At 62.8% G+C, this 19,469-nt stretch carries 32 protein-coding genes and 2 pseudogenes; all 34 read left to right on the top strand.

Features of this window, described 5'->3' with window-relative positions; genetic code table 11:
* Window positions 1–762 (top strand): annotated as a pseudogene (locus tag ABSB13_RS13460) (DNA-directed RNA polymerase subunit beta'); the annotation flags it as partial.
* A 200-nt stretch (window positions 763–962) separates the two neighbouring features.
* Window positions 963–1,334, top strand: coding sequence for a 30S ribosomal protein S12 (gene rpsL / locus ABSB13_RS13455; RefSeq protein WP_331961292.1), 372 nt, complete (start codon window positions 963–965; stop codon window positions 1,332–1,334).
* Between the two features lie 6 nt (window positions 1,335–1,340).
* Window positions 1,341–1,811, top strand: a complete 471-nt coding sequence (rpsG, locus tag ABSB13_RS13450; RefSeq protein ID WP_331961100.1) for a 30S ribosomal protein S7 — start codon at window positions 1,341–1,343, stop codon at window positions 1,809–1,811.
* A 16-nt stretch (window positions 1,812–1,827) separates the two neighbouring features.
* Window positions 1,828–3,900 (top strand): elongation factor G, encoded by a 2,073-nt coding sequence (gene fusA, locus ABSB13_RS13445; protein WP_428109331.1) that lies wholly within the window; start codon window positions 1,828–1,830, stop codon window positions 3,898–3,900.
* Window positions 3,901–3,939: 39 nt separating this feature from the next.
* Window positions 3,940–5,139 (top strand): elongation factor Tu, encoded by a 1,200-nt coding sequence (gene tuf / locus ABSB13_RS13440; protein ID WP_428109329.1) that lies wholly within the window; start codon window positions 3,940–3,942, stop codon window positions 5,137–5,139.
* A 75-nt stretch (window positions 5,140–5,214) separates the two neighbouring features.
* Window positions 5,215–5,523, top strand: a complete 309-nt coding sequence (gene rpsJ / locus ABSB13_RS13435) for a 30S ribosomal protein S10 (protein ID WP_304829554.1) — start codon at window positions 5,215–5,217, stop codon at window positions 5,521–5,523.
* 5 nt (window positions 5,524–5,528) lie between these two features.
* Window positions 5,529–6,197, top strand: a complete 669-nt coding sequence (gene rplC / locus ABSB13_RS13430) for a 50S ribosomal protein L3 (RefSeq protein WP_428109327.1) — start codon at window positions 5,529–5,531, stop codon at window positions 6,195–6,197.
* Window positions 6,190–6,849 carry a 50S ribosomal protein L4 gene (gene rplD, locus ABSB13_RS13425; protein ID WP_428109324.1) on the top strand — a complete coding sequence of 220 codons (660 nt, stop codon included), beginning with the start codon at window positions 6,190–6,192 and terminating at the stop codon, window positions 6,847–6,849. Before rplC ends, rplD begins: the two co-directional genes overlap by 8 nt.
* Window positions 6,846–7,136 (top strand): 50S ribosomal protein L23, encoded by a 291-nt coding sequence (gene rplW, locus ABSB13_RS13420; RefSeq protein ID WP_333646417.1) that lies wholly within the window; start codon window positions 6,846–6,848, stop codon window positions 7,134–7,136. Before rplD ends, rplW begins: the two co-directional genes overlap by 4 nt.
* Window positions 7,137–7,211: 75 nt before the next feature.
* Window positions 7,212–8,042 (top strand): 50S ribosomal protein L2, encoded by an 831-nt coding sequence (gene rplB, locus ABSB13_RS13415; RefSeq protein ID WP_424672618.1) that lies wholly within the window; start codon window positions 7,212–7,214, stop codon window positions 8,040–8,042.
* A 5-nt stretch (window positions 8,043–8,047) separates the two neighbouring features.
* Window positions 8,048–8,377: a 30S ribosomal protein S19 gene (rpsS, locus tag ABSB13_RS13410; RefSeq protein WP_428109320.1), complete on the top strand. Its 330-nt coding sequence runs from the start codon at window positions 8,048–8,050 to the stop codon at window positions 8,375–8,377.
* Window positions 8,378–8,397: 20 nt separating this feature from the next.
* Window positions 8,398–8,736 (top strand): 50S ribosomal protein L22, encoded by a 339-nt coding sequence (gene rplV, locus ABSB13_RS13405; protein WP_424672617.1) that lies wholly within the window; start codon window positions 8,398–8,400, stop codon window positions 8,734–8,736.
* A gap of 8 nt (window positions 8,737–8,744) precedes the next feature.
* Complete coding sequence (gene rpsC / locus ABSB13_RS13400; protein ID WP_324096817.1) at window positions 8,745–9,422, top strand: 30S ribosomal protein S3; 678 nt, start codon at window positions 8,745–8,747, stop codon at window positions 9,420–9,422.
* A 9-nt stretch (window positions 9,423–9,431) separates the two neighbouring features.
* The gene (gene rplP, locus ABSB13_RS13395; RefSeq protein WP_333646407.1) at window positions 9,432–9,857 is read left to right on the top strand and encodes a 50S ribosomal protein L16; all 426 of its coding nucleotides are present in this window, start codon (window positions 9,432–9,434) and stop codon (window positions 9,855–9,857) included.
* Window positions 9,847–10,080: a 50S ribosomal protein L29 gene (rpmC, locus tag ABSB13_RS13390; RefSeq protein ID WP_428109316.1), complete on the top strand. Its 234-nt coding sequence runs from the start codon at window positions 9,847–9,849 to the stop codon at window positions 10,078–10,080. Before rplP ends, rpmC begins: the two co-directional genes overlap by 11 nt.
* A complete protein-coding gene (gene rpsQ / locus ABSB13_RS13385) occupies window positions 10,064–10,318 on the top strand; it encodes a 30S ribosomal protein S17 (RefSeq protein WP_424672614.1) in 255 nt (84 codons plus the stop codon). The genes rpmC and rpsQ overlap by 17 nt, the downstream gene beginning before the upstream one ends.
* A 6-nt stretch (window positions 10,319–10,324) precedes the next feature.
* Window positions 10,325–10,693 (top strand): 50S ribosomal protein L14, encoded by a 369-nt coding sequence (gene rplN, locus ABSB13_RS13380; protein WP_428109313.1) that lies wholly within the window; start codon window positions 10,325–10,327, stop codon window positions 10,691–10,693.
* On the top strand, window positions 10,693–11,025 hold the full coding sequence (gene rplX, locus ABSB13_RS13375) for a 50S ribosomal protein L24 (RefSeq protein ID WP_428109310.1): 333 nt from the start codon (window positions 10,693–10,695) through the stop codon (window positions 11,023–11,025). Before rplN ends, rplX begins: the two co-directional genes overlap by 1 nt.
* Before the next feature lie 179 nt (window positions 11,026–11,204).
* Window positions 11,205–11,741: pseudogene (gene rplE, locus ABSB13_RS13370) on the top strand (50S ribosomal protein L5); the annotation flags it as partial.
* A gap of 140 nt (window positions 11,742–11,881) precedes the next feature.
* Window positions 11,882–12,067, top strand: a complete 186-nt coding sequence (locus ABSB13_RS13365) for a type Z 30S ribosomal protein S14 (protein ID WP_423948858.1) — start codon at window positions 11,882–11,884, stop codon at window positions 12,065–12,067.
* 12 nt (window positions 12,068–12,079) lie between these two features.
* On the top strand, window positions 12,080–12,478 hold the full coding sequence (gene rpsH, locus ABSB13_RS13360) for a 30S ribosomal protein S8 (RefSeq protein ID WP_424672612.1): 399 nt from the start codon (window positions 12,080–12,082) through the stop codon (window positions 12,476–12,478).
* Window positions 12,479–12,484: 6 nt separating this feature from the next.
* Window positions 12,485–13,036, top strand: coding sequence for a 50S ribosomal protein L6 (gene rplF, locus ABSB13_RS13355; protein WP_424672611.1), 552 nt, complete (start codon window positions 12,485–12,487; stop codon window positions 13,034–13,036).
* Window positions 13,037–13,086: 50 nt separating this feature from the next.
* Complete coding sequence (gene rplR / locus ABSB13_RS13350; RefSeq protein ID WP_428109307.1) at window positions 13,087–13,449, top strand: 50S ribosomal protein L18; 363 nt, start codon at window positions 13,087–13,089, stop codon at window positions 13,447–13,449.
* Window positions 13,446–13,991: a 30S ribosomal protein S5 gene (gene rpsE / locus ABSB13_RS13345; protein WP_428109304.1), complete on the top strand. Its 546-nt coding sequence runs from the start codon at window positions 13,446–13,448 to the stop codon at window positions 13,989–13,991. The genes rplR and rpsE overlap by 4 nt, the downstream gene beginning before the upstream one ends.
* Before the next feature lie 28 nt (window positions 13,992–14,019).
* Window positions 14,020–14,202, top strand: a complete 183-nt coding sequence (rpmD, locus tag ABSB13_RS13340) for a 50S ribosomal protein L30 (protein WP_331961164.1) — start codon at window positions 14,020–14,022, stop codon at window positions 14,200–14,202.
* An 8-nt stretch (window positions 14,203–14,210) separates the two neighbouring features.
* A complete protein-coding gene (rplO, locus tag ABSB13_RS13335) occupies window positions 14,211–14,678 on the top strand; it encodes a 50S ribosomal protein L15 (protein WP_424672608.1) in 468 nt (155 codons plus the stop codon).
* A complete protein-coding gene (secY, locus tag ABSB13_RS13330; protein ID WP_424672607.1) occupies window positions 14,679–15,986 on the top strand; it encodes a preprotein translocase subunit SecY in 1,308 nt (435 codons plus the stop codon).
* Between the two features lie 4 nt (window positions 15,987–15,990).
* A complete protein-coding gene (locus ABSB13_RS13325) occupies window positions 15,991–16,644 on the top strand; it encodes an adenylate kinase (protein WP_428109300.1) in 654 nt (217 codons plus the stop codon).
* A gap of 34 nt (window positions 16,645–16,678) precedes the next feature.
* On the top strand, window positions 16,679–17,449 hold the full coding sequence (gene map, locus ABSB13_RS13320; RefSeq protein WP_428109297.1) for a type I methionyl aminopeptidase: 771 nt from the start codon (window positions 16,679–16,681) through the stop codon (window positions 17,447–17,449).
* On the top strand, window positions 17,442–17,660 hold the full coding sequence (gene infA, locus ABSB13_RS13315) for a translation initiation factor IF-1 (protein ID WP_304829624.1): 219 nt from the start codon (window positions 17,442–17,444) through the stop codon (window positions 17,658–17,660). The genes map and infA overlap by 8 nt, the downstream gene beginning before the upstream one ends.
* A gap of 29 nt (window positions 17,661–17,689) precedes the next feature.
* Window positions 17,690–17,803: a 50S ribosomal protein L36 gene (rpmJ, locus tag ABSB13_RS13310; RefSeq protein ID WP_324096801.1), complete on the top strand. Its 114-nt coding sequence runs from the start codon at window positions 17,690–17,692 to the stop codon at window positions 17,801–17,803.
* 13 nt (window positions 17,804–17,816) lie between these two features.
* The gene (gene rpsM / locus ABSB13_RS13305; RefSeq protein ID WP_428109294.1) at window positions 17,817–18,200 is read left to right on the top strand and encodes a 30S ribosomal protein S13; all 384 of its coding nucleotides are present in this window, start codon (window positions 17,817–17,819) and stop codon (window positions 18,198–18,200) included.
* A gap of 87 nt (window positions 18,201–18,287) precedes the next feature.
* Window positions 18,288–18,749, top strand: coding sequence for a 30S ribosomal protein S11 (rpsK, locus tag ABSB13_RS13300; protein ID WP_428109291.1), 462 nt, complete (start codon window positions 18,288–18,290; stop codon window positions 18,747–18,749).
* 37 nt (window positions 18,750–18,786) lie between these two features.
* Window positions 18,787–19,413, top strand: a complete 627-nt coding sequence (rpsD, locus tag ABSB13_RS13295) for a 30S ribosomal protein S4 (RefSeq protein WP_428109289.1) — start codon at window positions 18,787–18,789, stop codon at window positions 19,411–19,413.
* The last annotated feature ends 56 nt before the right edge of the window (window positions 19,414–19,469 follow it).

The raw sequence follows: 19,469 nt of genomic DNA, 5'->3' as shown, positions 1-19,469 counted from the left end.
GAGCTGTTCGAAGCGCGCAAGCCCAAGGAATTCGCCGTCATCTCGGAAATCGACGGGCAGGTTTCGTTCGGCAAGGACACCAAGGGCAAGCGCAAGGTCGAAGTCACCCCCGAAATCGGCGAGAAACGCGAATACCTGATCCCCAAGGGCAAGCATATCGCGGTCCACGAGGGTGATATCGTCAAGGCCGGCGAGCCGCTGATGGAAGGCTCGTCCAATCCGCACGACATCCTGACCATCCTCGGTGAAAAGGCGCTGGCGAAATACCTGGTCGACGAAATCCAGGAAATCTACCGGCTCCAGGGCGTGCGGATCAACGACAAGCACATCGAGGTGATCGTGCGCCAGATGCTGCGCCGGGTGCGAATCAAGGAAGTCGGCGACACGCCGTTCCTGGTCGGCGACCAGGTCGAGAAATGGCGCTTCGACGAGGAGAACGGGCGCGTGCTCACCCGCGGCGGAGAGCCGGCGATCGCGGAGCCGCTGCTGCTCGGCATCACCAAGGCGTCGCTATCGACCGAAAGTTTCATCTCGGCAGCGTCGTTCCAGGAAACCACGCGCGTGCTCACCGAGTCGGCGATCAACGGCAAGGTTGACAGGCTGGTCGGACTGAAAGAAAACGTGATCATGGGACGCTTGATCCCGGCCGGCACGGGCATGAACCTGTACAACCGGATGGTGGTCAAAGTCGAAGGCGCCGCGGCCGAAGAAGATGCGGAAAAACCGGAGCTGGCGGCCGCGCCCGCACCCGGCGGAGATTGACACGGCGGGTCAGGTCCCGTACATAATGATGTTTCCCCCAAGGGCGTAAGTGTCCTTGGGGGGTTTGTTTGAACACCGCGTCCCACTGGAGGCAATCCGGCGCACCGGGCCGGCGCGATGCGAGCGCCGAAGCGGCCCCGCGAGCCGGCCAGCGTCCAGTGGATACGCCGCTCGAAGTGGAAGAGAACGGGAATTATAACGTGCCGACGATAAACCAGTTGATCCGACAGGCGCGCGTGAAGAAGCGCTTCAAGGTAAAGGCGCGCGCGCTCGAAGGCTCGCCCCAGAAGCGCGGCGTGTGCACGCAGGTGAAGACGACAACGCCCAAGAAGCCCAACTCGGCGCTGCGCAAGGTCGCGCGCGTGCGGCTGTCCAACGGGATCGAGGTGAATACCTATATCCCGGGCGTCGGACACAACCTGCAGGAGCATTCCGTGGTGCTGATTCGCGGCGGTCGCGTGCGCGATCTGCCGGGCGTTCGCTATCACGTGATTCGTGGCACCCTCGACTCGATCGGCGTGCAGGAGCGGCGCAAGGGCCGTTCCAAGTACGGGTCGAAGAAACCCAAGTAGAGTTATATGTCGCGCAAAGGACAAATTCGCGTCCGCGAAATTCCAGCGGATCCAAAGTATCACGACCGTACGGTCGCGAAGTTCATGAACGTCGTGATGGAACGCGGCAAGAAGTCGCTGGCCGAGCAGATTTTCTATCACGCGCTCGATCTGGTCGCGGAGCGCTCGAAGGAAGACGGCCTGGTGGTCTTCAAACGCGCGCTGGACAATGTTCGTCCGGCCGTGGAGGTTCGCTCGCGGCGGGTCGGCGGCGCCAACTACCAGGTGCCGAGCGAGGTGCGCCCGGTGCGGCGCAATTCGCTGGCGATGCGCTGGCTGGTAGCGGCGGCGCGCGCGCGCGGCGAGAAGTCGATGGAAGAGCGGCTGGCCGCGGAAATCCTCGACGCAGCCGCCAATCGCGGCGGCGGGGTCAAGAAGCGCGAAGACACACATCGAATGGCCGACGCCAACAAGGCGTTCGCCCACTATCGCTGGTAATCACCGAGTTTTTTAGATGGCTCGTCAGACACCAATAGAACGGGTGCGCAATATCGGCATCATGGCGCACATCGATGCCGGTAAGACCACCACCACCGAGCGGGTGCTCTTCTACACCGGCATCAACTACAAGATCGGCGAGGTGCACGAAGGCACCGCGACGATGGACTGGATGGTGCAGGAGCAGGAGCGCGGCATCACGATCACGTCGGCGGCGACCACCTGTTTCTGGCGCGACAACCGCATCAATATTATCGACACGCCGGGACACGTCGATTTCACCATCGAGGTCGAGCGCTCGCTGCGCGTGCTTGACGGCGCGGTCGCGGTATTTTGCGCGGTCGGCGGCGTGGAGCCGCAGTCGGAAACCGTCTGGCGCCAGGCCGACAAGTACCGGGTGCCGCGGGTTGCATTTATCAACAAGATGGACCGCGTCGGCGCGGAGTTCGAGCGCGTGGTGCAGGAGATGCGCGACAAGCTCAAGGCCACGCCGCTGCTGTTGCATCTGCCCATCGGCGCCGAGGAAAAGTTCACCGGGCTCATCGATTTGATCGATCGCAAGGCGCTGATTTGGGACGAGGATCGGCTCGGCGCGGAATATCGCATCACGGAGATCCCCGCCGAATTGAAAGAGCAGGCCGCGGGATACCGCGACAAGCTGATCGAGACGCTCGCCGATCACGACGAGCACATCATGGAGCTTTATCTCGAAGGCAAGGCGCCCGAGCCTGCCCAGATTCGCGCCGCGATTCGCGCCGCCACGCTCAAGATGGCGATTACGCCGGTGATTCTCGGCTCCGCGTTTCGCAACAAGGGCGTGCAGCCGATGCTCGACGCGGTGGTCGACTATCTGCCGTCGCCGATGGACCTGCCGCCGGTGGTCGGCAAGGTGGGCGACAAGATCGAAGAGCGATGGCCGCGTGACGACGCGCCGTTCTCCGCGCTCGCGTTCAAGATAATGAACGACCAGCACATGGGGACGCTTACCTTTATCCGGGTTTATTCGGGCAAGCTGGAAAGCGGCTCGTCGCTGCTCAATTCGACGCGCGGCAAGCGCGAACGGATCGGCCGGATGCTCAAGATGCACGCGAACAAGCGTGAGGATATCACCGAGATTTACGCCGGCGACATCTGCGCGGTCGGGCTTCGCGACACGACCACGGGCGACACGCTATGCGATCCGGCCGCGCCGATCGTGCTGGAGTCGATCGAGTTTCCCGAGCCGGTCATCCAGATCGCGATCGAGCCCAAGACCAAGGCCGACCAGGAGAAGCTCGGCGAGGCGCTCCAGAAGCTCGCCAAGGAAGACCCGTCGTTCCGGGTGAGCGTCAATAAGGAAACTTCGCAGACCCTGATTTCGGGGATGGGCGAGTTGCACCTCGAGATCATCGTCGATCGGATGCTGCGCGAGTTCAAAGTTGACGCCAATATCGGCAAGCCGCAGGTCGCGTACCGCGAAACGATCAAGCGCGCGGCTGAAGCCGAGGGCAAGCTGGTCCGCCAGAGTGGCGGTCACGGACAATTCGCGGTGGTCGAGCTCCGAATCGAGCCGCTGGCCAAGGGTGGCGGCTTCGAGTTCGAGGACGGCACCAAGGGCGGATCGATCTCGCGCAACTTCATTCCGGCGATTGAAGACGGGGTGAAAGAGGCGATGGAGAACGGCGTGGTCGCCGGCTATCCGATGGTCGATATCAAGGCGATCGTGATCGACGGCAAGGAACACGACGTGGACTCGTCGGAACTGGCGTTCAAAATTGCGGGCTCGATGGCGTTCAAGGAAGCTTGCGAAAGGGCCGAGCCGATTCTGCTCGAACCGGTTATGGATGTCGAAGCCGTCACCCCGCAGGAGTTCATGGGCGAGGTGATCGGCGATCTGAGCGGGCGGCGCGGCAAGGTTCTGGACATGGAAAATCGCGCCGGCGCGCAGGTCATCGAGGCCCGCGTCCCGCTTGCCAACATGTTCGGTTACGCGACGCGGCTGCGCTCGATGACGCAGGGCCGCGCGACTTACACGATGCAGTTCGGCGCGTACGAACCCGTGCCGAAAAATATTTTTGACGAATTGACGGCGCTCAAGCGCGCATCATAGGGACTTGCGAGCCAAGGGTCTCAATCGGAGGTTACTGAAATGGGTAAGGCTAAATTTGAACGCACCAAGCCGCACGCGAACGTCGGCACTATCGGTCATATCGATCACGGCAAGACCACGCTGACAGCTGCGATTACCAAGGTGCTCGCGTCAAAGAAGCTTGCCACCTTCACCGCTTTCGATCAGATCGACAAGGCGCCCGAAGAGAAAGAGCGCGGCATCACGATTTCCATCGCGCACGTCGAATACGAAACGCTCAAGCGCCACTACGCGCACGTCGATTGCCCGGGACACGCCGACTACATCAAGAACATGATCACCGGCGCCGCGCAGATGGACGGCGCAATCCTGGTGGTCGGCGCCAACGACGGCCCGATGCCGCAGACGCGCGAGCATATCCTGCTTGCGTACCAGGTCGGCGTGCCGTCGATCGTGGTCTTCATGAACAAGGTGGACATGGTTGACGACCCCGAGCTGCTCGACCTGGTCGAGCTGGAAGTTCGCGACCTGCTCAGCAAGTACAATTACAAGGGCGACGACGTGCCCGTGATTCGCGGCAGCGCGCTCAACGCGCTCAACTGCGGATGCGGCAAGGCGGACTGCCCCAACTGCAAGCCGATACTCGACCTGATGGACGCGGTGGACAACTTCATCCCGCAGCCCAAGCGCGAGACCGAAAAGCCGTTCCTGATGCCGGTGGAAGACGTGTTCTCGATCTCGGGCCGCGGCACGGTGGTTACCGGCCGCGTGGAGAAGGGCAAGGTGAAGGTCGGCGAGGAAGTGGAAATCGTCGGCTTCCGGGACACCACCAAGACGGTGGTCACCGGCGTCGAGATGTTCCGCAAGCTGCTCGACGAGGGCCAGGCGGGAGACAATATCGGCGTGCTGCTGCGCGGCCTAAAGCGCGAAGACGTGGAGCGCGGACAGGTGCTCGCCAAGCCCGGCTCGATCACCCCGCACACCAACTTCGAGGCGTCGGCGTACATCCTGACCAAGGACGAGGGCGGTCGTCATACTCCGTTCTTCACCGGCTATCGCCCGCAGTTCTATTTCCGCACCACCGACGTAACCGGAGTGCTCACGCTGCCCGAAGGCACCGAGATGGTGATGCCGGGCGACAACATTAAGATATTTGGCGAGCTGATCACGCCGGTCGCGATGGACGAAGGGCTGCGCTTCGCCATCCGCGAGGGTGGCCGCACGGTCGGCGCCGGCGTCGTTTCGAAAATTTTGAAGTAACGGACACCGAAGCAGGGTGCGCAATCGAGTGGAGATGGAGCGGAGCGCTTAACGAATCGGGCGCGGTATACCTGGATGAACGACAAGATACGCATACGCCTCAAAGCGTACGACTACCGCCTGCTCGATCAGTCGGTTCGCGAAATCGTGGACACCATCCGGCGCACCGGCGGCCGCGTGGCTGGGCCGATTCCGCTGCCGACCCGCATAGAGCGCTTTACCGTCAACCGCTCGCCGCACGTGGACAAGAAGTCGCGCGAGCATTTTGAAATTCGTACTCATAAACGTCTGCTCGACGTCCTCGAGCCGACCCAGCAGACCATCGACGCGCTGGGCAAGCTCGACCTGGCCGCGGGCGTGGACGTCGAAATCAAGCTCGAGTAGGGCCGATGCTGACCGGATTGATTGGAAAAAAAATCGGGATGACCCAGATGACCGACGCCGCCGGCCGCGTGCGCGCCGCCACGGTGTTGACGCTTGGTCCATGCACCGTCTCGCAGTTGAAGACCGCGGCGACTGACGGCTACGAAGCCGTGCAGGTCACCTTCGGCAAAAAAAAGCTCAGCCGCGTGACCGGCGGCGAGCGCGGCCATTTCGCCCGCGCTAACATCGCGGCCGGAATCAGATCGGGCGAGTTCGAACGCCGCGGCGAGGGCGAGTTGAAGCTCGGACAGCCCATCGCGGCTGCCGACGTTTTCAAGGTCGGCGACCAGGTCGATATAACCGGCGTGTCCAAGGGCCACGGCTACGCCGGCGTCATCAAGCGCCACCATTTCTCGGGCTTTCCCGGCTCGCACGGCACCCACGAGTATTTCCGCCACGGCGGCTCGATCGGTAACCGCTCGTATCCCGGGCGCGTGCGCAAAGGGATGAGAATGGCGGGGCAGATGGGCAATGAGACCGCCTCGATCCTGAATCTCGAGGTGATCGAGATACTTGCCGACGACAACGCAGTGGTCGTGTCGGGCGCGGTGCCGGGAGCCGACGGTGCTTTGCTCGTCGTCCATCACGCGGCCCGCCCGCGCCGCCGCGCCAATGTGAAGGTGGCCAATGTCTGAGCGAAAAGAAAAGCCATCGCCGGTCAAGCTGCCGCTGTACTCGGCCGCGCATGAAAAAGTCGGCGAGCTCGAAGTCGCCGGCACAGTTTTCGGCCGCGACGGCGATCTGTCGCTGCTGCACGAGGCGGTGCGGATGCAGCTTGCCAATCGGCGCTCCGGAACCGCGTCCACCAAGACCAAGGGACTCATCTCCGGCGGCGGCCGCAAGCCGTGGCGGCAGAAGGGAACCGGACGCGCGCGCGCTGGATCGACGCGATCGCCGCTATGGCGTCACGGCGGAACCATCTTCGGCCCGCAGCCGCGCGACTATTCGTACAAGATGCCGAAGAAGGCGTGGCGCGCTGCGCTGTGCCTGGCGATTTCCGATCGCGCCCGCAACGGCAAGCTGTTCGTCGTCGAGTCGCTCGATCTTTCCGAGCCGAAAACCAAAGTCGCCAAGGCCGCGCTCGACAAGCTGGGCCTCAAGCACGCGCTGATAGTGCTGGGCGAAGGCGACGGCAAGTTTTTACTTGCCGCGCGCAACCTCGCCGCGCACAAGGTGCTCGCCATCGAAGGGCTCAACGTTTACGACGTGCTCAATTACCGGGAGCTCGTGATGACCATCCGGACCGCCAAGGCGATCGAAGCCCGATTTGCCGGAGAAGCGAAATGAGCAGCCCCGAGAGCCTGATTCTCGCGCCTATCATCACCGAGAAGGGCACCATGGCCAGCGAAAAGGCCGGCCAGGTGCTGTTCCGCGTGCGCCCCGGGGCGAGCAAGGACAAGATCCGCGAGGCCGTCGAGCAGCTGTTCAAGGTCACCGTGCTCAAGGTCCGCACTTCGAACTTCATGGGCAAGGAACGGAAAAAAGGCGCAATCAAGGGCCGCCAGATGGACTGGAAGAAAGCCTACGTAACCCTCAAGGAAGGCGACAAGATCGAATTCTTCGAAGGGCTATAAGCCGCTGAGCGCGATAACTGGACGCGAGTTCGGAGCGAGTTAGAAGGGAAAGCGAATCAGGGAACTGAAAAGAAGATGGCAGTTATACAATTAAATCCGCGCACTCCCGGCCAGCGCTTCATGCAGATAGCGGATTTCTCCGAGCTCAGCAAAAAAGAGCCCGAGAAAAGCCTGCTGGTTCCGCTCAAGCGCACCGGCGGGCGCAACAATCGCGGCCGCATGACCTCGCGGCATCGCGGCGGCGGACACAAGCGCCGTCTTCGGCTGATCGATTTCAAGCGCAACCGCGACGGTATCTCGGCCGTCGTCTTCGCGCTCGAATACGATCCCAATCGCTCCGCCAATATCGCGCTGCTCCACTATGCCGACGGCGTCAAGACCTACATCCTGGCTCCCGACGGGCTCAAGGTCGGCGCCAAAGTCGAGTCGGGCGAGAACGCCGACATCAAGCCGGGCAACGCGCTGATGCTCAAGAACATCCCGCTCGGCACCATCGTTCATGCCATCGAGATGAAACCGGGAGCCGGTGCGAAGCTCGCGCGCGGCGCGGGTGTACAGGCTCAGTTGATGGCGAAAGAGGGCAAGATGGCGCTGCTCAAGCTGCCTTCGGGCGAGCAGCGGATGGTGCAGGCCGATTGCCGCGCCACCATCGGCCAGGTCGGCAATCTCGACCACGAAAATATTTCTATCGGCAAGGCCGGACGCTCGCGATGGCTCGGCAAGCGCGGCCATGTGCGTGGAGTCGCGATGAACCCGGTTGACCATCCGCACGGCGGCGGCGAGGGCAAGTCGAAAGGAAACCATCCCCAGTCGCCGTGGGGCCAGCCCGCCAAGGGATACAAGACGCGCAAGAAGCAGCCGTCGGACAATCTGATCGTCAGCCGCCGGCCGCGCGGGAAGCATTAATCGTTATGGCCAGGTCACTAAAAAAAGGTCCGTTCGTCGACGGGCATCTGCTCAAAAAAGTCACCGCCGCGACCGCCTCGGGCGACAAGCGAATCATCAAGACCTGGTCGCGGCGCTCGATGATAACGCCGGACATGATCGCGCTGACGTTCGCGGTCCACAACGGGCACAAGTTCATCCCGGTGTACTGCACCGAGAACATGGTCGGCCACAAGCTCGGCGAATTCGCGCCGACCCGGACCTTCCACGGTCATGCCGGCGATCGCAAAGGCGAAGTGAAGCCGGCCGCCGCCGCCGCTCCCGCCGCACCGCCTCCGGCCGCGGCCAAGGCATAAGCGGGGAAGTTGTAACAGTCATGGAATCCGTATCGCGAACCCGTTTCATCAGGATCTCGCCGCGCAAGCTCAAGCTCGTGTGCGAGCTGATCGCGGGCAAGAAAGTCGATCAGGCGCTGTCGATCCTGGAGTTCACGCCCAAGAAGGCGGCCAGGTTCGTCTCCAAAACTTTGCTTGCCGCAATCGCCAACGCGCGCGATCAGCAGAACGTCGACGAGGACAAGCTGTTCGTAAAGCGCGCGATCGCCGACACCGGGCCGACCTGGAAGCGATCGCTGATGCGCGCACATATGCACGCGACGCCAATCCACAAACGCACCAGCCATCTCACGGTAATCGTGGACGAGCGGGCGTCCTGAGGTCTTCGATGGGACAGAAAGTACATCCGCGCGGATTTCGCCTCGGCATCATCGAGAGCTGGGACTCCCGATGGTACGCGAGCCACGACTACGCCAAGTTGCTGCACGAGGATTTGAAGCTGCGCGATTTCATCAAGAAGCGGCTCTACCACGCCGGCATCTCGCGGATTGAAATCGAGCGGATGGCCAACAAGGCCAAAATAAACATTTACACGGCGCGCCCCGGCATCGTGATCGGCAAGAAGGGCGCCGAAATCGACAAGCTCAAGCTCGATATCCAGAAGCTGATGAAAGGGCGCGACTCGTTCATCAATATCCACGAGGTGCGCCGCCCCGACCTGGACCCGCAGCTGGTCGCCGAGAATATCGCGCTCCAGCTCGAGCGCCGCGTCGCCTTTCGCCGTGCGATGAAGGAAGCCGTCACGCGCGCGATGCGGATGGGTGCGCAGGGCGTCAAGGTCCACGTCGCCGGACGCCTGGGCGGCGCGGAAATCGCGCGTCAGGAATGGTACCGCGAGGGTCGCGTGCCGCTGCAGACGCTGCGCGCGGACGTGGCTTACGGATTTGCCGAAGCGCGCACGACATACGGCCAGATCGGCGTGAAGGTCTGGATTTTCCGCGGCGAAGTTCTCACCCGCAAGGATGCGGACGCAAAACGCGCAGGCACGCCTGTGCAGGCGAATTGACGAAGTAAGATGCTCGCACCAAAAAAAGTTAAATGGCGCAAGATGATGAAGGGCCGGGTCCGCGGCGCGGAGTCGCGCGGCCTCACGCTCGCGTTCGGCGACTACGGACTCAAGTCGCTCGAGACTTGCCGCATCGATACCCGCGCGCTCGAAGCCGCTCGTATCGCGCTGACCCGCCATATCAAGCGCGGCGGCCGCGTCTGGATTCGGGTTTTCCCTGACAAACCCTTCACCAAAAAGCCGGCCGAAACCCGCATGGGTAAGGGCAAGGGCTCGCCCGAGGGATGGGTCGCGTGCGTCAGGCCCGGCAGGATTCTGTTCGAGATGGAAGGCGTCGATTACGCCACGGCAAAAGAAGCGATGCGCCTGGCGGCGCACAAGCTGCCGATCAAAACAATTATGATCCAGCGCGAGGAGGGCGGCCTTGGAGCTTGACGAACTAAGGCAGATGACCGCGCCGGATTTGCGCGTCAAGGAGCGCGAGGCGCGCGAGGAAGTTTTCCGGCTGCGTCTCAAGCTGCGCACCAATCAGCTGGATAATCACGCCGGCTATCGGCGCGCGCGCCGCGAGCTGGCGCTCATCATGACTTTGCTCGGCGAGAAGGCGCGCGGCGCGGCCGCAGCGGACAAGAAGGTAGCCAATGCGGCAAAGAATTAAACGGCGCGAGGGCACGGTGGTGTCCGCCAAGATGACCAAGACCGTCGTGGTCAGGGTGGATCGCATGGTCGAGCATGCCCTCTACGGCAAGCGCGTGCGTCGCAGCACCCGCTTCATGGCGCACGATGAACGCGGCGAGTGCAAGGAAGGCGATCGCGTGCAGATTATCGAGTCGCGGCCGCTTTCCAGGAACAAGCGCTGGCGCGTCAGCCGCATTCTCAAAAAGGCCGCGGGGTAGGGCGCGATGGTACAGGTACAAACCGTTCTGGATGTCGCCGATAACTCGGGCGCCCGCAAAGTGATGTGCATCAAGGTGCTCGGCGGCTCCAAGCGCCGGTACGCGTCGGTCGGCGACATCATCGTGGTCGCGATCAAAGAGGCGATTCCCAACGCCAAGGTCAAAAAGGGCGACGTATCGCGCGCGGTTATCGTGCGAACCGCCAAGGAAATCAGCCGCGACGACGGCAGTTACATCCGCTTTGACGGCAACTCGGCCGTCCTGCTCGACAAGGATCACGAACCGATCGGCACCCGCATCTTTGGTCCGGTGGCCCGCGAGCTGCGCGCGAAAAAGTTTCTCAAGATTATCTCGCTCGCGCCGGAGGTGCTGTGATGGCGTCGGCGAAATACAAAATCAAGAAGAATGACACCGTGATGGTCGTCACCGGCCGCGACCGCGGCAAGACCGGCAAGGTGATGCGCGTGCTGCCGGAGCGCGGACGCGTCGTCGTCGAGCGGCTCAATATCGTCAAGCGCCACAGCAAGCCGCGTGGTGCGCAGAGCCCCGGCGGTATCGTTGAGAAGGAGGCGCCCATCGCCATCTCGAACGTCATGATTTTTTGCGATCGCTGCAACGCTCCGGTCAGGGTCGGGATCAAGGTCGCCGATGACGGCGCCAAGAGCCGGGTCTGCCGCCGCTGCGGTGAAGTGATAGGTAACGACTGATGGCCGACAAAAAAGAAAAGCCCGACAAGGCCGAGCAGGCCGCCAAGGCCGAGCAGACCGTCAAGTCCGACCAGGCGGCCAAGGCCAAGCGCGAGGGCAAGGCCCGCCAGGCTCAGCAGAAGCAGGCGGCTGAAGAAGCCAAGTCCGCCGCCGCGGCGCCGCTGCCGCCCGAGCCCAAGCTGCCCGCCCGCTTGCGCGTTCGCTTCGACAATGAGATCGCGCCGGCCCTGATGCGCGAGTTGAAGATCGACAACAAGATGCGGGTGCCGCGGCTTCAGAAGATCACGATTAACATGGCGCTCCAGGAAGCGCGCGACAACGTCAAGATTCTCGACTCCGCGCTCGAAGAGCTCAAGGTGATCGCCGGGCAGAAGCCGGTGCTGACCCGCGCGCGCAAGGCGATTTCGAACTTCAAGCTCCGCCAGGGGATGCCGATTGGCGTGATGGTCACGCTGCGGCGCGAAAAGATGTGGGAGTTTTTTGACCGCCTGGTGAACATCTCGCTGCCCCGCGTGCGCGACTTCCGCGGGGTCAGCGACAAGGCCTTCGACGGCCGCGGCAACTACTCGCTCGGGCTGAAGGAACATACGATTTTCCCCGAACTCAACCTCGACAAGGTCGAGAAGGTGAAGGGCTTGACGATTTCGATCACGACCACGGCGCGCAGCGATTTCGAGGGGCTGACGCTGCTTCGCGCGCTCGGGATGCCGATGCGTGGAGCGGCAGAGCGCGAGGCGGACGCCGCCAAGGCCGCAGCCGCCGCCGAGGCTCACGCAGCCGCCGCAGCCGCCAAGGCCGCAGCCGCCGCACTGGCGCCGGCGCCGACGCCGGCGCAGGGAACATAAGGATTAGTTGAATGGCGAAAATGTGCCTGCGGGTTAAGGCAACCCGCAAACAAAAATTCAAAGTGCGCCAGTACAACCGCTGCCCGCTATGCGGCCGCTCGCGCGCGTACTATCGGCGGTTCAAAATGTGCCGCCTTTGCCTGCGCAAGCTGGCGCTCGACGGCAAGTTGCCGGGCGTGATCAAGGCGAGCTGGTAAGAGAGACCAATTATGTCGCAGACCGATCCGATTGCAGAACTGCTTACGCGAATCCGCAACGCGATGCGTGCGCGGTACAATGAGCTCACGGTTCCCCATTCACGGCTGCGCGAGGCAATTTGCCGCGTGCTGATGGCCGAAGGTTTTCTCGGTGGCGTCGAAGTCGCCGGTGAAGCGCCCAAGAAGACGCTGGCGCTCAAACTGCGCTACTCGCCGACCCGTGAATCAGTGATTCGCGGAATCGACCGCATCAGCAAGCCGAGCAATCGGCGCTACGCCGGCGCCGCGGAGATCGGCAAGGTGCGCGGCGCGATGGGCGTGCAAATCGTATCGACGCCGCTTGGCGTGATGACCGGACGCCAGGCGCGGCGCATGAAAGTCGGCGGCGAAATCCTCTGCAGGGTTTGGTGATCAGCGATGTCGCGGATAGGAAGACTGCCGATTCATCTCGATAAGACCGTCAAGGCTTCCGTTGCCGGCGGCACGCTTAAGGTCGAGGGCCCCAAGGGCAAGCTCGAGCTCAAGCTTCATCCCGGCTTCACCGCCGAGATCAAGGACTCGGAAATCATCGTCAAGCGGCCCGGCGATACCAGCGAAGAGCGCTCTATCCACGGTCTGATGCGCAAGTTGGTCGCCAACATGGTCGAGGGCGTCGGCAAGGGCTTTACCCGCGTGCTCGAGATAAACGGCGTCGGCTACCGCGCGGAAGCCAAGGGCAATCAAGTCAACCTGACGCTCGGCTATTCGCATCCGATCGTCTATCAGCTGCCGCCCGGGGTCACCGCCAAAGTCGAGAAACTGGTGACCGTTACCCTCGAGAGCGCCGACCGTCAGTTGCTCGGCACGGTCGCGGCGCAGATTCGCGAACTCAGGCCGCCCGAACCGTACAAGGGCAAGGGAATCAAGTACGCCACCGAGACGATTCGCCGCAAGGCGGGCAAGGCTGCGGCGGGCTCGACGGCGGCATAAAGGTTGTTTGGGCGTTAAGGTTAGTTGGGCATAAAAGGTTAGTTGCGATTATGGCTGTAGAGCGATCAGAAAAACGCAAGCTGCGCCAGAACCGGGTGCGGCGCAAGGCGGTCGGTAACGACCAGCGCCCGCGCCTGTCGGTCTTCCGCTCGCTGCATCATATTTACGTCCAGGTAATCTCCGACGAGAGCGGACGTACGCTCGCTGCGGCTTCGACAGAAACCGCCGGCGTGCGCGAGGGGCTCAAGAGCAAGCGCAACCTGGCGGCCGCCAAGGCCGTGGGCAAGGCCATCGCCGAGCGATGCCTTCAGAGCGGGATTTCGAGCGTCGTGTTCGACCGAAACGGATTTCTCTATCACGGCCGCGTCAAGGCGCTGGCCGACGCGGCGCGCGAAGCGGGGTTAAAATTTTGAACGGCAGGCAACGAACGCTAAGAGAAGGCACTGTCACGCAGCGAATCGATCCGCAGGGCCTCGAGATCAAAGAGAAGGTCGTGCATATCAACCGCGTCGCCAAGGTCGTCAAGGGCGGACGCCGCTTCAGCTTCAGCGCGCTGGTGGTCGCCGGCGATCACAACGGGCTGGTCGGATTCGGTCTGGGCAAGGCCAACGAAGTGCCCGAGGCGATTCGCAAGGGCGTCGATCGGGCCAAGAAAAGCCTGGTCCGCGTGCCGATTCAGGACGGTACGATTCCGCACGAAGTGGTCGGACGTTTCGGCGCGGGCCGCGTCGTGCTGCGGCCGGCTGCCGAGGGCACCGGAGTAATCGCGGCGGGCGGAGTGCGCGCGGTGGTCGAGCTGGCGGGAATCCGCAATATTCTGACCAAGCGGCTGGGCTCGTCGAATCCTCACAACCTGGTCAAAGCAACGCTCGAGGCGCTGTCCGAACTGCGCAGCATGCAGGATATCAATCGGCTTCGCGGACGCACCCCGAATCATCCCGAAGCAGCCGCGTGATCGAGGTTTACCGTGATCGGTGAATACAATGTCCGATAAAATTCGCGTGAAACTCGTCGGCAGTCCGATCAGCACCAATCGGCGCGTGCGCGAGACGGTCAAGGGCTTGGGCCTGGGCAAAGTCGGCAGCGTGCGCGAGCTCAAGCGCAGCGCCGCGGTCGAAGGGATGGTCAAGCGTCTGAAGCACCTGGTAGTCGAGCTCAAGGATTAGGCTCAGTCATGGATTTGAAGGATTTAAAACCGTCCCCCGGCTCGACCCATCGCAAACGCCGCGTCGGCAGGGGCATCGGCTCCGGCCACGGCAAGACTGCCGGCCGCGGGCACAAGGGGCTGGGCGCGCGCTCGCACGGCAACACGCCGCCGAGTTACGAAGGCGGCCAGATGCCGCTGCAGCGACGCTTGCCCAAGCAGGGTTTTCGACGCACGCTGAGGGCCCAGGCGCGCCGCGACGAATTCGCGATTGTGAACCTGTCGCGGCTGGGCGATTTCCCCGATGGAGTCATGATCGACGCCGCCGCGCTGGTCGCGCGCGGACTGGTTCCCGCCGGGCGCAAGGTCAAGGTTTTAGGCGACGGCGATCTCAAGAGTAAGATTAAAGTACGCGCCGATGCGTTCTCGAAAAGCGCGCTGGACAAAATCGCCGCCGCCGGCGGCGTTGCGGAGTTGGCAAAGTCCACCAAAAGCTAGATGCTGGATGGGTTTTCAAACGCCTCGCGCATCCCGGAGTTGCGCCGACGCCTCGTGTTCACGGCCGCGATGCTGGCGGTGTTCCGCCTCGGCGTTGCGGTGCCTACCCCCGGTATCGACGGGCAGGCGCTCGCGGCGTTATTCGAGCAGGCCAGCGGCACGCTGTTCGGATGGGTTAACCTGTTTTCGGGCGGCGCTCTGGAGCACTTCTCGGTCCTGGCGCTCGGCATCATGCCCTACATCTCGGTCGCCATCGTTCTCGACCTGCTGAAAATCGCGTCGCCCTATCTCGACGAGCTTTACAAGGAAGGCGAGGCGGGCCGCCGCAAGATTACCCAGTACACGCGCTACGGCACGGTCGCTCTGGCGCTGTTCCAGGGCACGATGTTCGCGATCGCGCTGGAAAAGGCATCGGCGCCCGGCGGCGGCAGTATCGTTTACAATCCCGGACCGGCGTTTGTCGTGATGACGGTGATCACCCTCACGGCCGGCACGATGTTCCTGATGTGGGTCGGCGAGCAGATTACCGAGCGCGGAATCGGCAACGGCATCTCGCTGATCATCATGGCGGGCATCGTGGCGCGTCTGCCCAGCGCGATCGGCACCACGGCGCAGTTCGTGCGCGAGGGCGAAATGAGCATCTTTTTGCTCGTCTTCATCCTGGCAGTCGCAGCCGCGGTGATCGCCGGTATCGTCTATATCGAGACCGCGCAGCGGCGTATCCCGATCCAGTATGCGCGCCGAGTGGTCGGACGCCGCGTTTACGGCGGTCAGACTTCGCATCTGCCGCTGAAGATCAACACCTCGGGCGTCATTCCGCCTATTTTTGCGTCGGCGCTGCTGGTGTTCCCGGCGACGTTGGCCGCCTTCGTTCCATTTCTGAAACCCTACTCGGCCTACCTGACGCCCGGCGGCTTCTATTACGACCTGGTTTACGTCGCGCTGATTTTCTTCTTCTGTTACTTCTACACCTCGGTCACATTTAACCCGGTGGACGTCGCCGACAATCTGAAAAAGTATGGCGGCTTCATACCGGGAATCCGGCCCGGACGCTTCACCGCCGACTATATCGATCGCGTGCTGTCGCGCATCACGCTGGGCGGCGCGGTTTACGTCAGCGCCGTATGCGTGCTGCCGACGATTCTGATCGCGCGCTTCAACGTTCCGTTTTTCTTCGGCGGCACCGCGCTGCTGATCGTCGTCGGCGTCGCGCTGGACACGGTTGCACAAATCGAAACTCATCTGCTGACCCGCAACTACGAAGGCTTCATGCGCCGCGGACGGGTCAAGACCAAGAGGGGCGCTTAGTCTCGTGCGGCTGGTGCTGCTGGGCCCGCCGGGTGCGGGCAAGGGTACGCAAGCGCAGGCGCTCGCCGCGCTGTGGGGCATCCCGCAAGTTGCCAGCGGCGATCTGTTGCGGGCCGTAGTGCGCGAGGACACGGAGCTGGGCCGCGAGGCGGCTGGCTACATGGAGCGCGGGCAACTGGTCCCCGACGAGTTGGTGTTGAAGCTGGTCGCGGAGCGGCTGCAAAAAAAAGACGCCCGCGGCGGTTTTATCCTCGACGGATTCCCCCGCAACGTAGCGCAAGCCGAGCGGCTGGCGGCGGGACTCGAGCGGGTGGGGCTGAAGCTCGACAAGGTCGTCGCGGTGATGCTGCCGGACGAAGAGGTCGTCAAACGGATTTCAGGACGGCGCACCTGCGAGAATTGCGCGGCGATGTATCACGTGGTCTTCGAGCCGCCGGCCAAAGCGGGCGTGTGCGATAAGTGCGGCGGCGCACTCTATCAGCGCGAGGACGATGCCGAGCAAACCGTGCGCGAACGGATCAAGGTCTATCACGCGGCGACGCGACCGCTGCTCGATCATTACGGGCGCCTCGGGATGCTTGCGAAGGTTGACGGAGTCGGGCGCCCTGACGAAGTCGAGAAGCGAATTCTGGCCGCGCTCGACAGGCTGGCGGCATGAGTCCGGTCGGAGCAGGCGCGGGGCGCGCGCGATCATGATTACTATCAAAACCCCGGCGGAGATCGCCGTGATGCGCCAGGCGAACCAAATCGTCGCCGAAATCCTCGAGGCGCTGGCCGCGGCCGTGCGCCCCGGAATCACGACCGAGGAACTCGACAAGCTGGCCGAGGATCTGACCTGCAAAAAAGGCGCGCAGCCTGCCTTCAAGAATTACAAACCGGGCGATGTCGCTTATCCCAAGTGCCTGTGCGTGTCGGTTAACAGCGAGATCGTCCACGGCATCCCGTCGAGCCGCAAACTGAAGGCCGGCGACATCGTCGGGCTCGATTTCGGCGTGGTGTACGAAGGCTTCTACGGCGACTCGGCACGCACGGTCGCGGTCGGCCCGGTGCCGGAGCGGGTGACGAAGCTGCTGCGGGTGACGCGCGAATCGCTCTACGCGGGAATCGCCCAGGCTCGCGCGGGCAATCGTATCAGCGATATCGCGCGCGCGGTGCAGGATACGGTCGAAGGGGCCGGATTTTCGGTCGTGACCGACTTTTCGGGACACGGAATCGGCCGCCGGCTCCATGAGGATCCGCAGGTGCCGAATTTTTTCCGTCCCGGGATGCCTAATCCGCGGCTGCGCGAGGGAATGGCGCTGGCGATTGAACCGATGGTTAACGAGGGAAGCCCCGATTTGGAGATACTTTCCGATGGCTGGACTGCGGTGACGGCGGACGGTAAACTATCTGCCCACTTCGAGCACTCCATCGCGATTACCTCCAACGGGCCGGAAATCCTGAGCGAACTCGAAAATGTCTAAGGGCGACGCGATTGAAGTTCAGGGGACGGTGCAGGAAGCGCTCCCCAATGCGGTGTTCAGGGTGACGCTCGACAATGGGCACAAGGTGTTGGCTCATATCTCGGGCAAAATGAGGATGCATTACATCAAGATTCTGGCCGGCGACAAGGTCACGGTTGAACTGTCGCCTTACGACCTGACGCGCGGCCGGATTACGTACCGGATGCGCTAGCGGGCGCGCCGGATAGAGATTGGCAAAGTATGAAAGTCCGAGCGTCGGTTAAAAAGATTTGCAAGAACTGCAAGGTCGTGCGCCGCGAAGGCGTCGTGCGCATCCTGTGCTCGAACCCGCGCCACAAGCAGCGCCAGGGCTAGGAAGGGTTTCGCGATGGCACGCATAGCTGGAGTCGAACTGCCCAAGAACAAGCGGATGGATATCGCGCTGACCTATATCTACGGAATAGGTCGGCCGAGCGCGCTGAAAATTCTCACCGCTGCCAAGGTCGATCCCGCGACCAAAACCGACGACCTGTCGGCGGACCAGCAGGTCCATATCCGCCAGGTGATCGACACCGACTTCGAGGTCGAAGGCGATTTGCGGCGCGACTTTCAGCAGTCGATTAAGCGCTTGATGGATCTGGGATGCTACCGCGGTATTCGGCATCGTCGCGGACTTCCGGTGCGCGGGCAACGCACGCATACCAACGCGCGTACCCGCAAGGGTCCGCGCAAAGTGGTCGCGGGCAAGAAGCAGGCGCCGCCCAAGGGCTAACGCGAACGGAAAAACAAGCAACTGAAAACGCGGGCAGGTAGGAAATTATCGCCCAATTATCAGCATCATGCGGATTCACTAAAAAGAATGGCTGAAGAAATTAAAGAGACGAAAGCCGCACCCGAAAAGAAGGCCGCTGCTGCCGCGGCCCCTGCTGCTGGAGCACCTGCGCCTGCGCCGCGGCGCAAGAAGGTGCGCCGCAACGTGCCCGAGGGCGTCGCGCATGTGCACGCGACCTTCAACAACACGATCGTGACGATCACCGATCAGCAGGGAACCGTGATCGCATGGGCGAGCGCCGGCTCGGTAGGCTTCAAGGGCTCGCGCAAGGGCACGCCGTTCGCAGCGCAGATGGCGGCGGAGGCGTGCGCGCGCAAATGCTCGGAAGTCGGGATGCGCGCGGTGGTCGTTCACGTCAAAGGTCCGGGCGGAGGGCGCGAATCGGCGGTGCGCGCGCTGCAAGCGACGGGACTGGGCGTAATCTCGATCAAGGACGTCACGCCGATTCCGCACAATGGCTGCCGTCCTCCGAAGCGGCGCAGAGTTTGAACTGAAATACACGCGAGTGAAGAAGGCGTAATCGAAGATGGCTAGGAATTTGGGTCCGGTATGCCGGCTGTGCCGGCGCGAAGGACTGAAACTCTTCCTCAAGGGAGAGCGATGCTACAGCGACAAGTGCGCGATCGAGCGGCGCAATTATCCGCCCGGAGCGCACGGTCAGGCGCGCACGCGTTTCTCGGAATTCGCGATTCGGCTGCGTGAAAAGCAGAAGGTCAAGCGCATTTACGGATTGATGGAAACGCAGTTCGCGGCCTACTTCGCAATGGCCGAGCGGATGGACGGAATTACCGGCGAGAACCTGCTCGTGCTGCTCGAGCGGCGGCTTGACAACGTCGTCTATCGGCTCGGCTTCGCCAGTTCGCTGGCGCAGGCGCGCCAGGTGGTTCGCCACGGGCATATTCACGTCAACGGCAGGAAAGTCACGATTCCCTCGACGCTGGTCGAGGTTGGCAGTGTAATCAGCGTGGCCGAGGCGAGCCGCACCAAGAAGGTGATCGTCGAGGCAATCGAGATGGCGCAGCGCCGCGGCGTCCCGCCGTGGATGGCACTCGAGCGCGAACAATTCCGCGGTTCGCTCCGGGCGCTGCCGGCGCGCGCTGAACTGACGATGCCGATCAGCGAGAAGCTGATCGTCGAGCATTACTCCAGATAGGGCGGAGGCATACCGATCGGCGTCCCGGTCCGTGGTGGACCTGTGTGGGCGCGGGA

It is taken from the genome of Binatus sp. (SeqCode) (genome assembly GCF_050013435.1).
Lineage (GTDB): Bacteria > Desulfobacterota > Binatia > Binatales > Binataceae > Binatus.
The sequence above is the reverse complement of the archived record's forward strand: the minus strand, read 5'-3'. Positions and strand labels throughout refer to the sequence as shown.

Coding starts and splice junctions, on each gene's coding strand:
- rpmJ (WP_324096801.1), top strand. CDS start 17,690: ATGAAAGTCCGAGCGTCGGTTAAAAAGATTTGCAAGAACTGCAAGGTC.
- rpsQ (WP_424672614.1), top strand. CDS start 10,064: ATGCGGCAAAGAATTAAACGGCGCGAGGGCACGGTGGTGTCCGCCAAG.
- rpsG (WP_331961100.1), top strand. CDS start 1,341: ATGTCGCGCAAAGGACAAATTCGCGTCCGCGAAATTCCAGCGGATCCA.
- tuf (WP_428109329.1), top strand. CDS start 3,940: ATGGGTAAGGCTAAATTTGAACGCACCAAGCCGCACGCGAACGTCGGC.
- rpsH (WP_424672612.1), top strand. CDS start 12,080: ATGTCGCAGACCGATCCGATTGCAGAACTGCTTACGCGAATCCGCAAC.
- rplX (WP_428109310.1), top strand. CDS start 10,693: ATGGCGTCGGCGAAATACAAAATCAAGAAGAATGACACCGTGATGGTC.
- map (WP_428109297.1), top strand. CDS start 16,679: ATGATTACTATCAAAACCCCGGCGGAGATCGCCGTGATGCGCCAGGCG.
- fusA (WP_428109331.1), top strand. CDS start 1,828: ATGGCTCGTCAGACACCAATAGAACGGGTGCGCAATATCGGCATCATG.
- rpsJ (WP_304829554.1), top strand. CDS start 5,215: ATGAACGACAAGATACGCATACGCCTCAAAGCGTACGACTACCGCCTG.
- rpsM (WP_428109294.1), top strand. CDS start 17,817: ATGGCACGCATAGCTGGAGTCGAACTGCCCAAGAACAAGCGGATGGAT.
- rplR (WP_428109307.1), top strand. CDS start 13,087: ATGGCTGTAGAGCGATCAGAAAAACGCAAGCTGCGCCAGAACCGGGTG.
- ABSB13_RS13365 (WP_423948858.1), top strand. CDS start 11,882: ATGGCGAAAATGTGCCTGCGGGTTAAGGCAACCCGCAAACAAAAATTC.
- rplW (WP_333646417.1), top strand. CDS start 6,846: ATGAGCAGCCCCGAGAGCCTGATTCTCGCGCCTATCATCACCGAGAAG.
- rpsK (WP_428109291.1), top strand. CDS start 18,288: ATGGCTGAAGAAATTAAAGAGACGAAAGCCGCACCCGAAAAGAAGGCC.
- secY (WP_424672607.1), top strand. CDS start 14,679: ATGCTGGATGGGTTTTCAAACGCCTCGCGCATCCCGGAGTTGCGCCGA.
- rpsD (WP_428109289.1), top strand. CDS start 18,787: ATGGCTAGGAATTTGGGTCCGGTATGCCGGCTGTGCCGGCGCGAAGGA.
- rplD (WP_428109324.1), top strand. CDS start 6,190: ATGTCTGAGCGAAAAGAAAAGCCATCGCCGGTCAAGCTGCCGCTGTAC.
- rplF (WP_424672611.1), top strand. CDS start 12,485: ATGTCGCGGATAGGAAGACTGCCGATTCATCTCGATAAGACCGTCAAG.
- rplP (WP_333646407.1), top strand. CDS start 9,432: ATGCTCGCACCAAAAAAAGTTAAATGGCGCAAGATGATGAAGGGCCGG.
- rplO (WP_424672608.1), top strand. CDS start 14,211: ATGGATTTGAAGGATTTAAAACCGTCCCCCGGCTCGACCCATCGCAAA.
- rpmD (WP_331961164.1), top strand. CDS start 14,020: ATGTCCGATAAAATTCGCGTGAAACTCGTCGGCAGTCCGATCAGCACC.
- rplN (WP_428109313.1), top strand. CDS start 10,325: ATGGTACAGGTACAAACCGTTCTGGATGTCGCCGATAACTCGGGCGCC.
- infA (WP_304829624.1), top strand. CDS start 17,442: ATGTCTAAGGGCGACGCGATTGAAGTTCAGGGGACGGTGCAGGAAGCG.
- rpsS (WP_428109320.1), top strand. CDS start 8,048: ATGGCCAGGTCACTAAAAAAAGGTCCGTTCGTCGACGGGCATCTGCTC.
- rpsC (WP_324096817.1), top strand. CDS start 8,745: ATGGGACAGAAAGTACATCCGCGCGGATTTCGCCTCGGCATCATCGAG.
- rplB (WP_424672618.1), top strand. CDS start 7,212: ATGGCAGTTATACAATTAAATCCGCGCACTCCCGGCCAGCGCTTCATG.
- rplV (WP_424672617.1), top strand. CDS start 8,398: ATGGAATCCGTATCGCGAACCCGTTTCATCAGGATCTCGCCGCGCAAG.
- rplC (WP_428109327.1), top strand. CDS start 5,529: ATGCTGACCGGATTGATTGGAAAAAAAATCGGGATGACCCAGATGACC.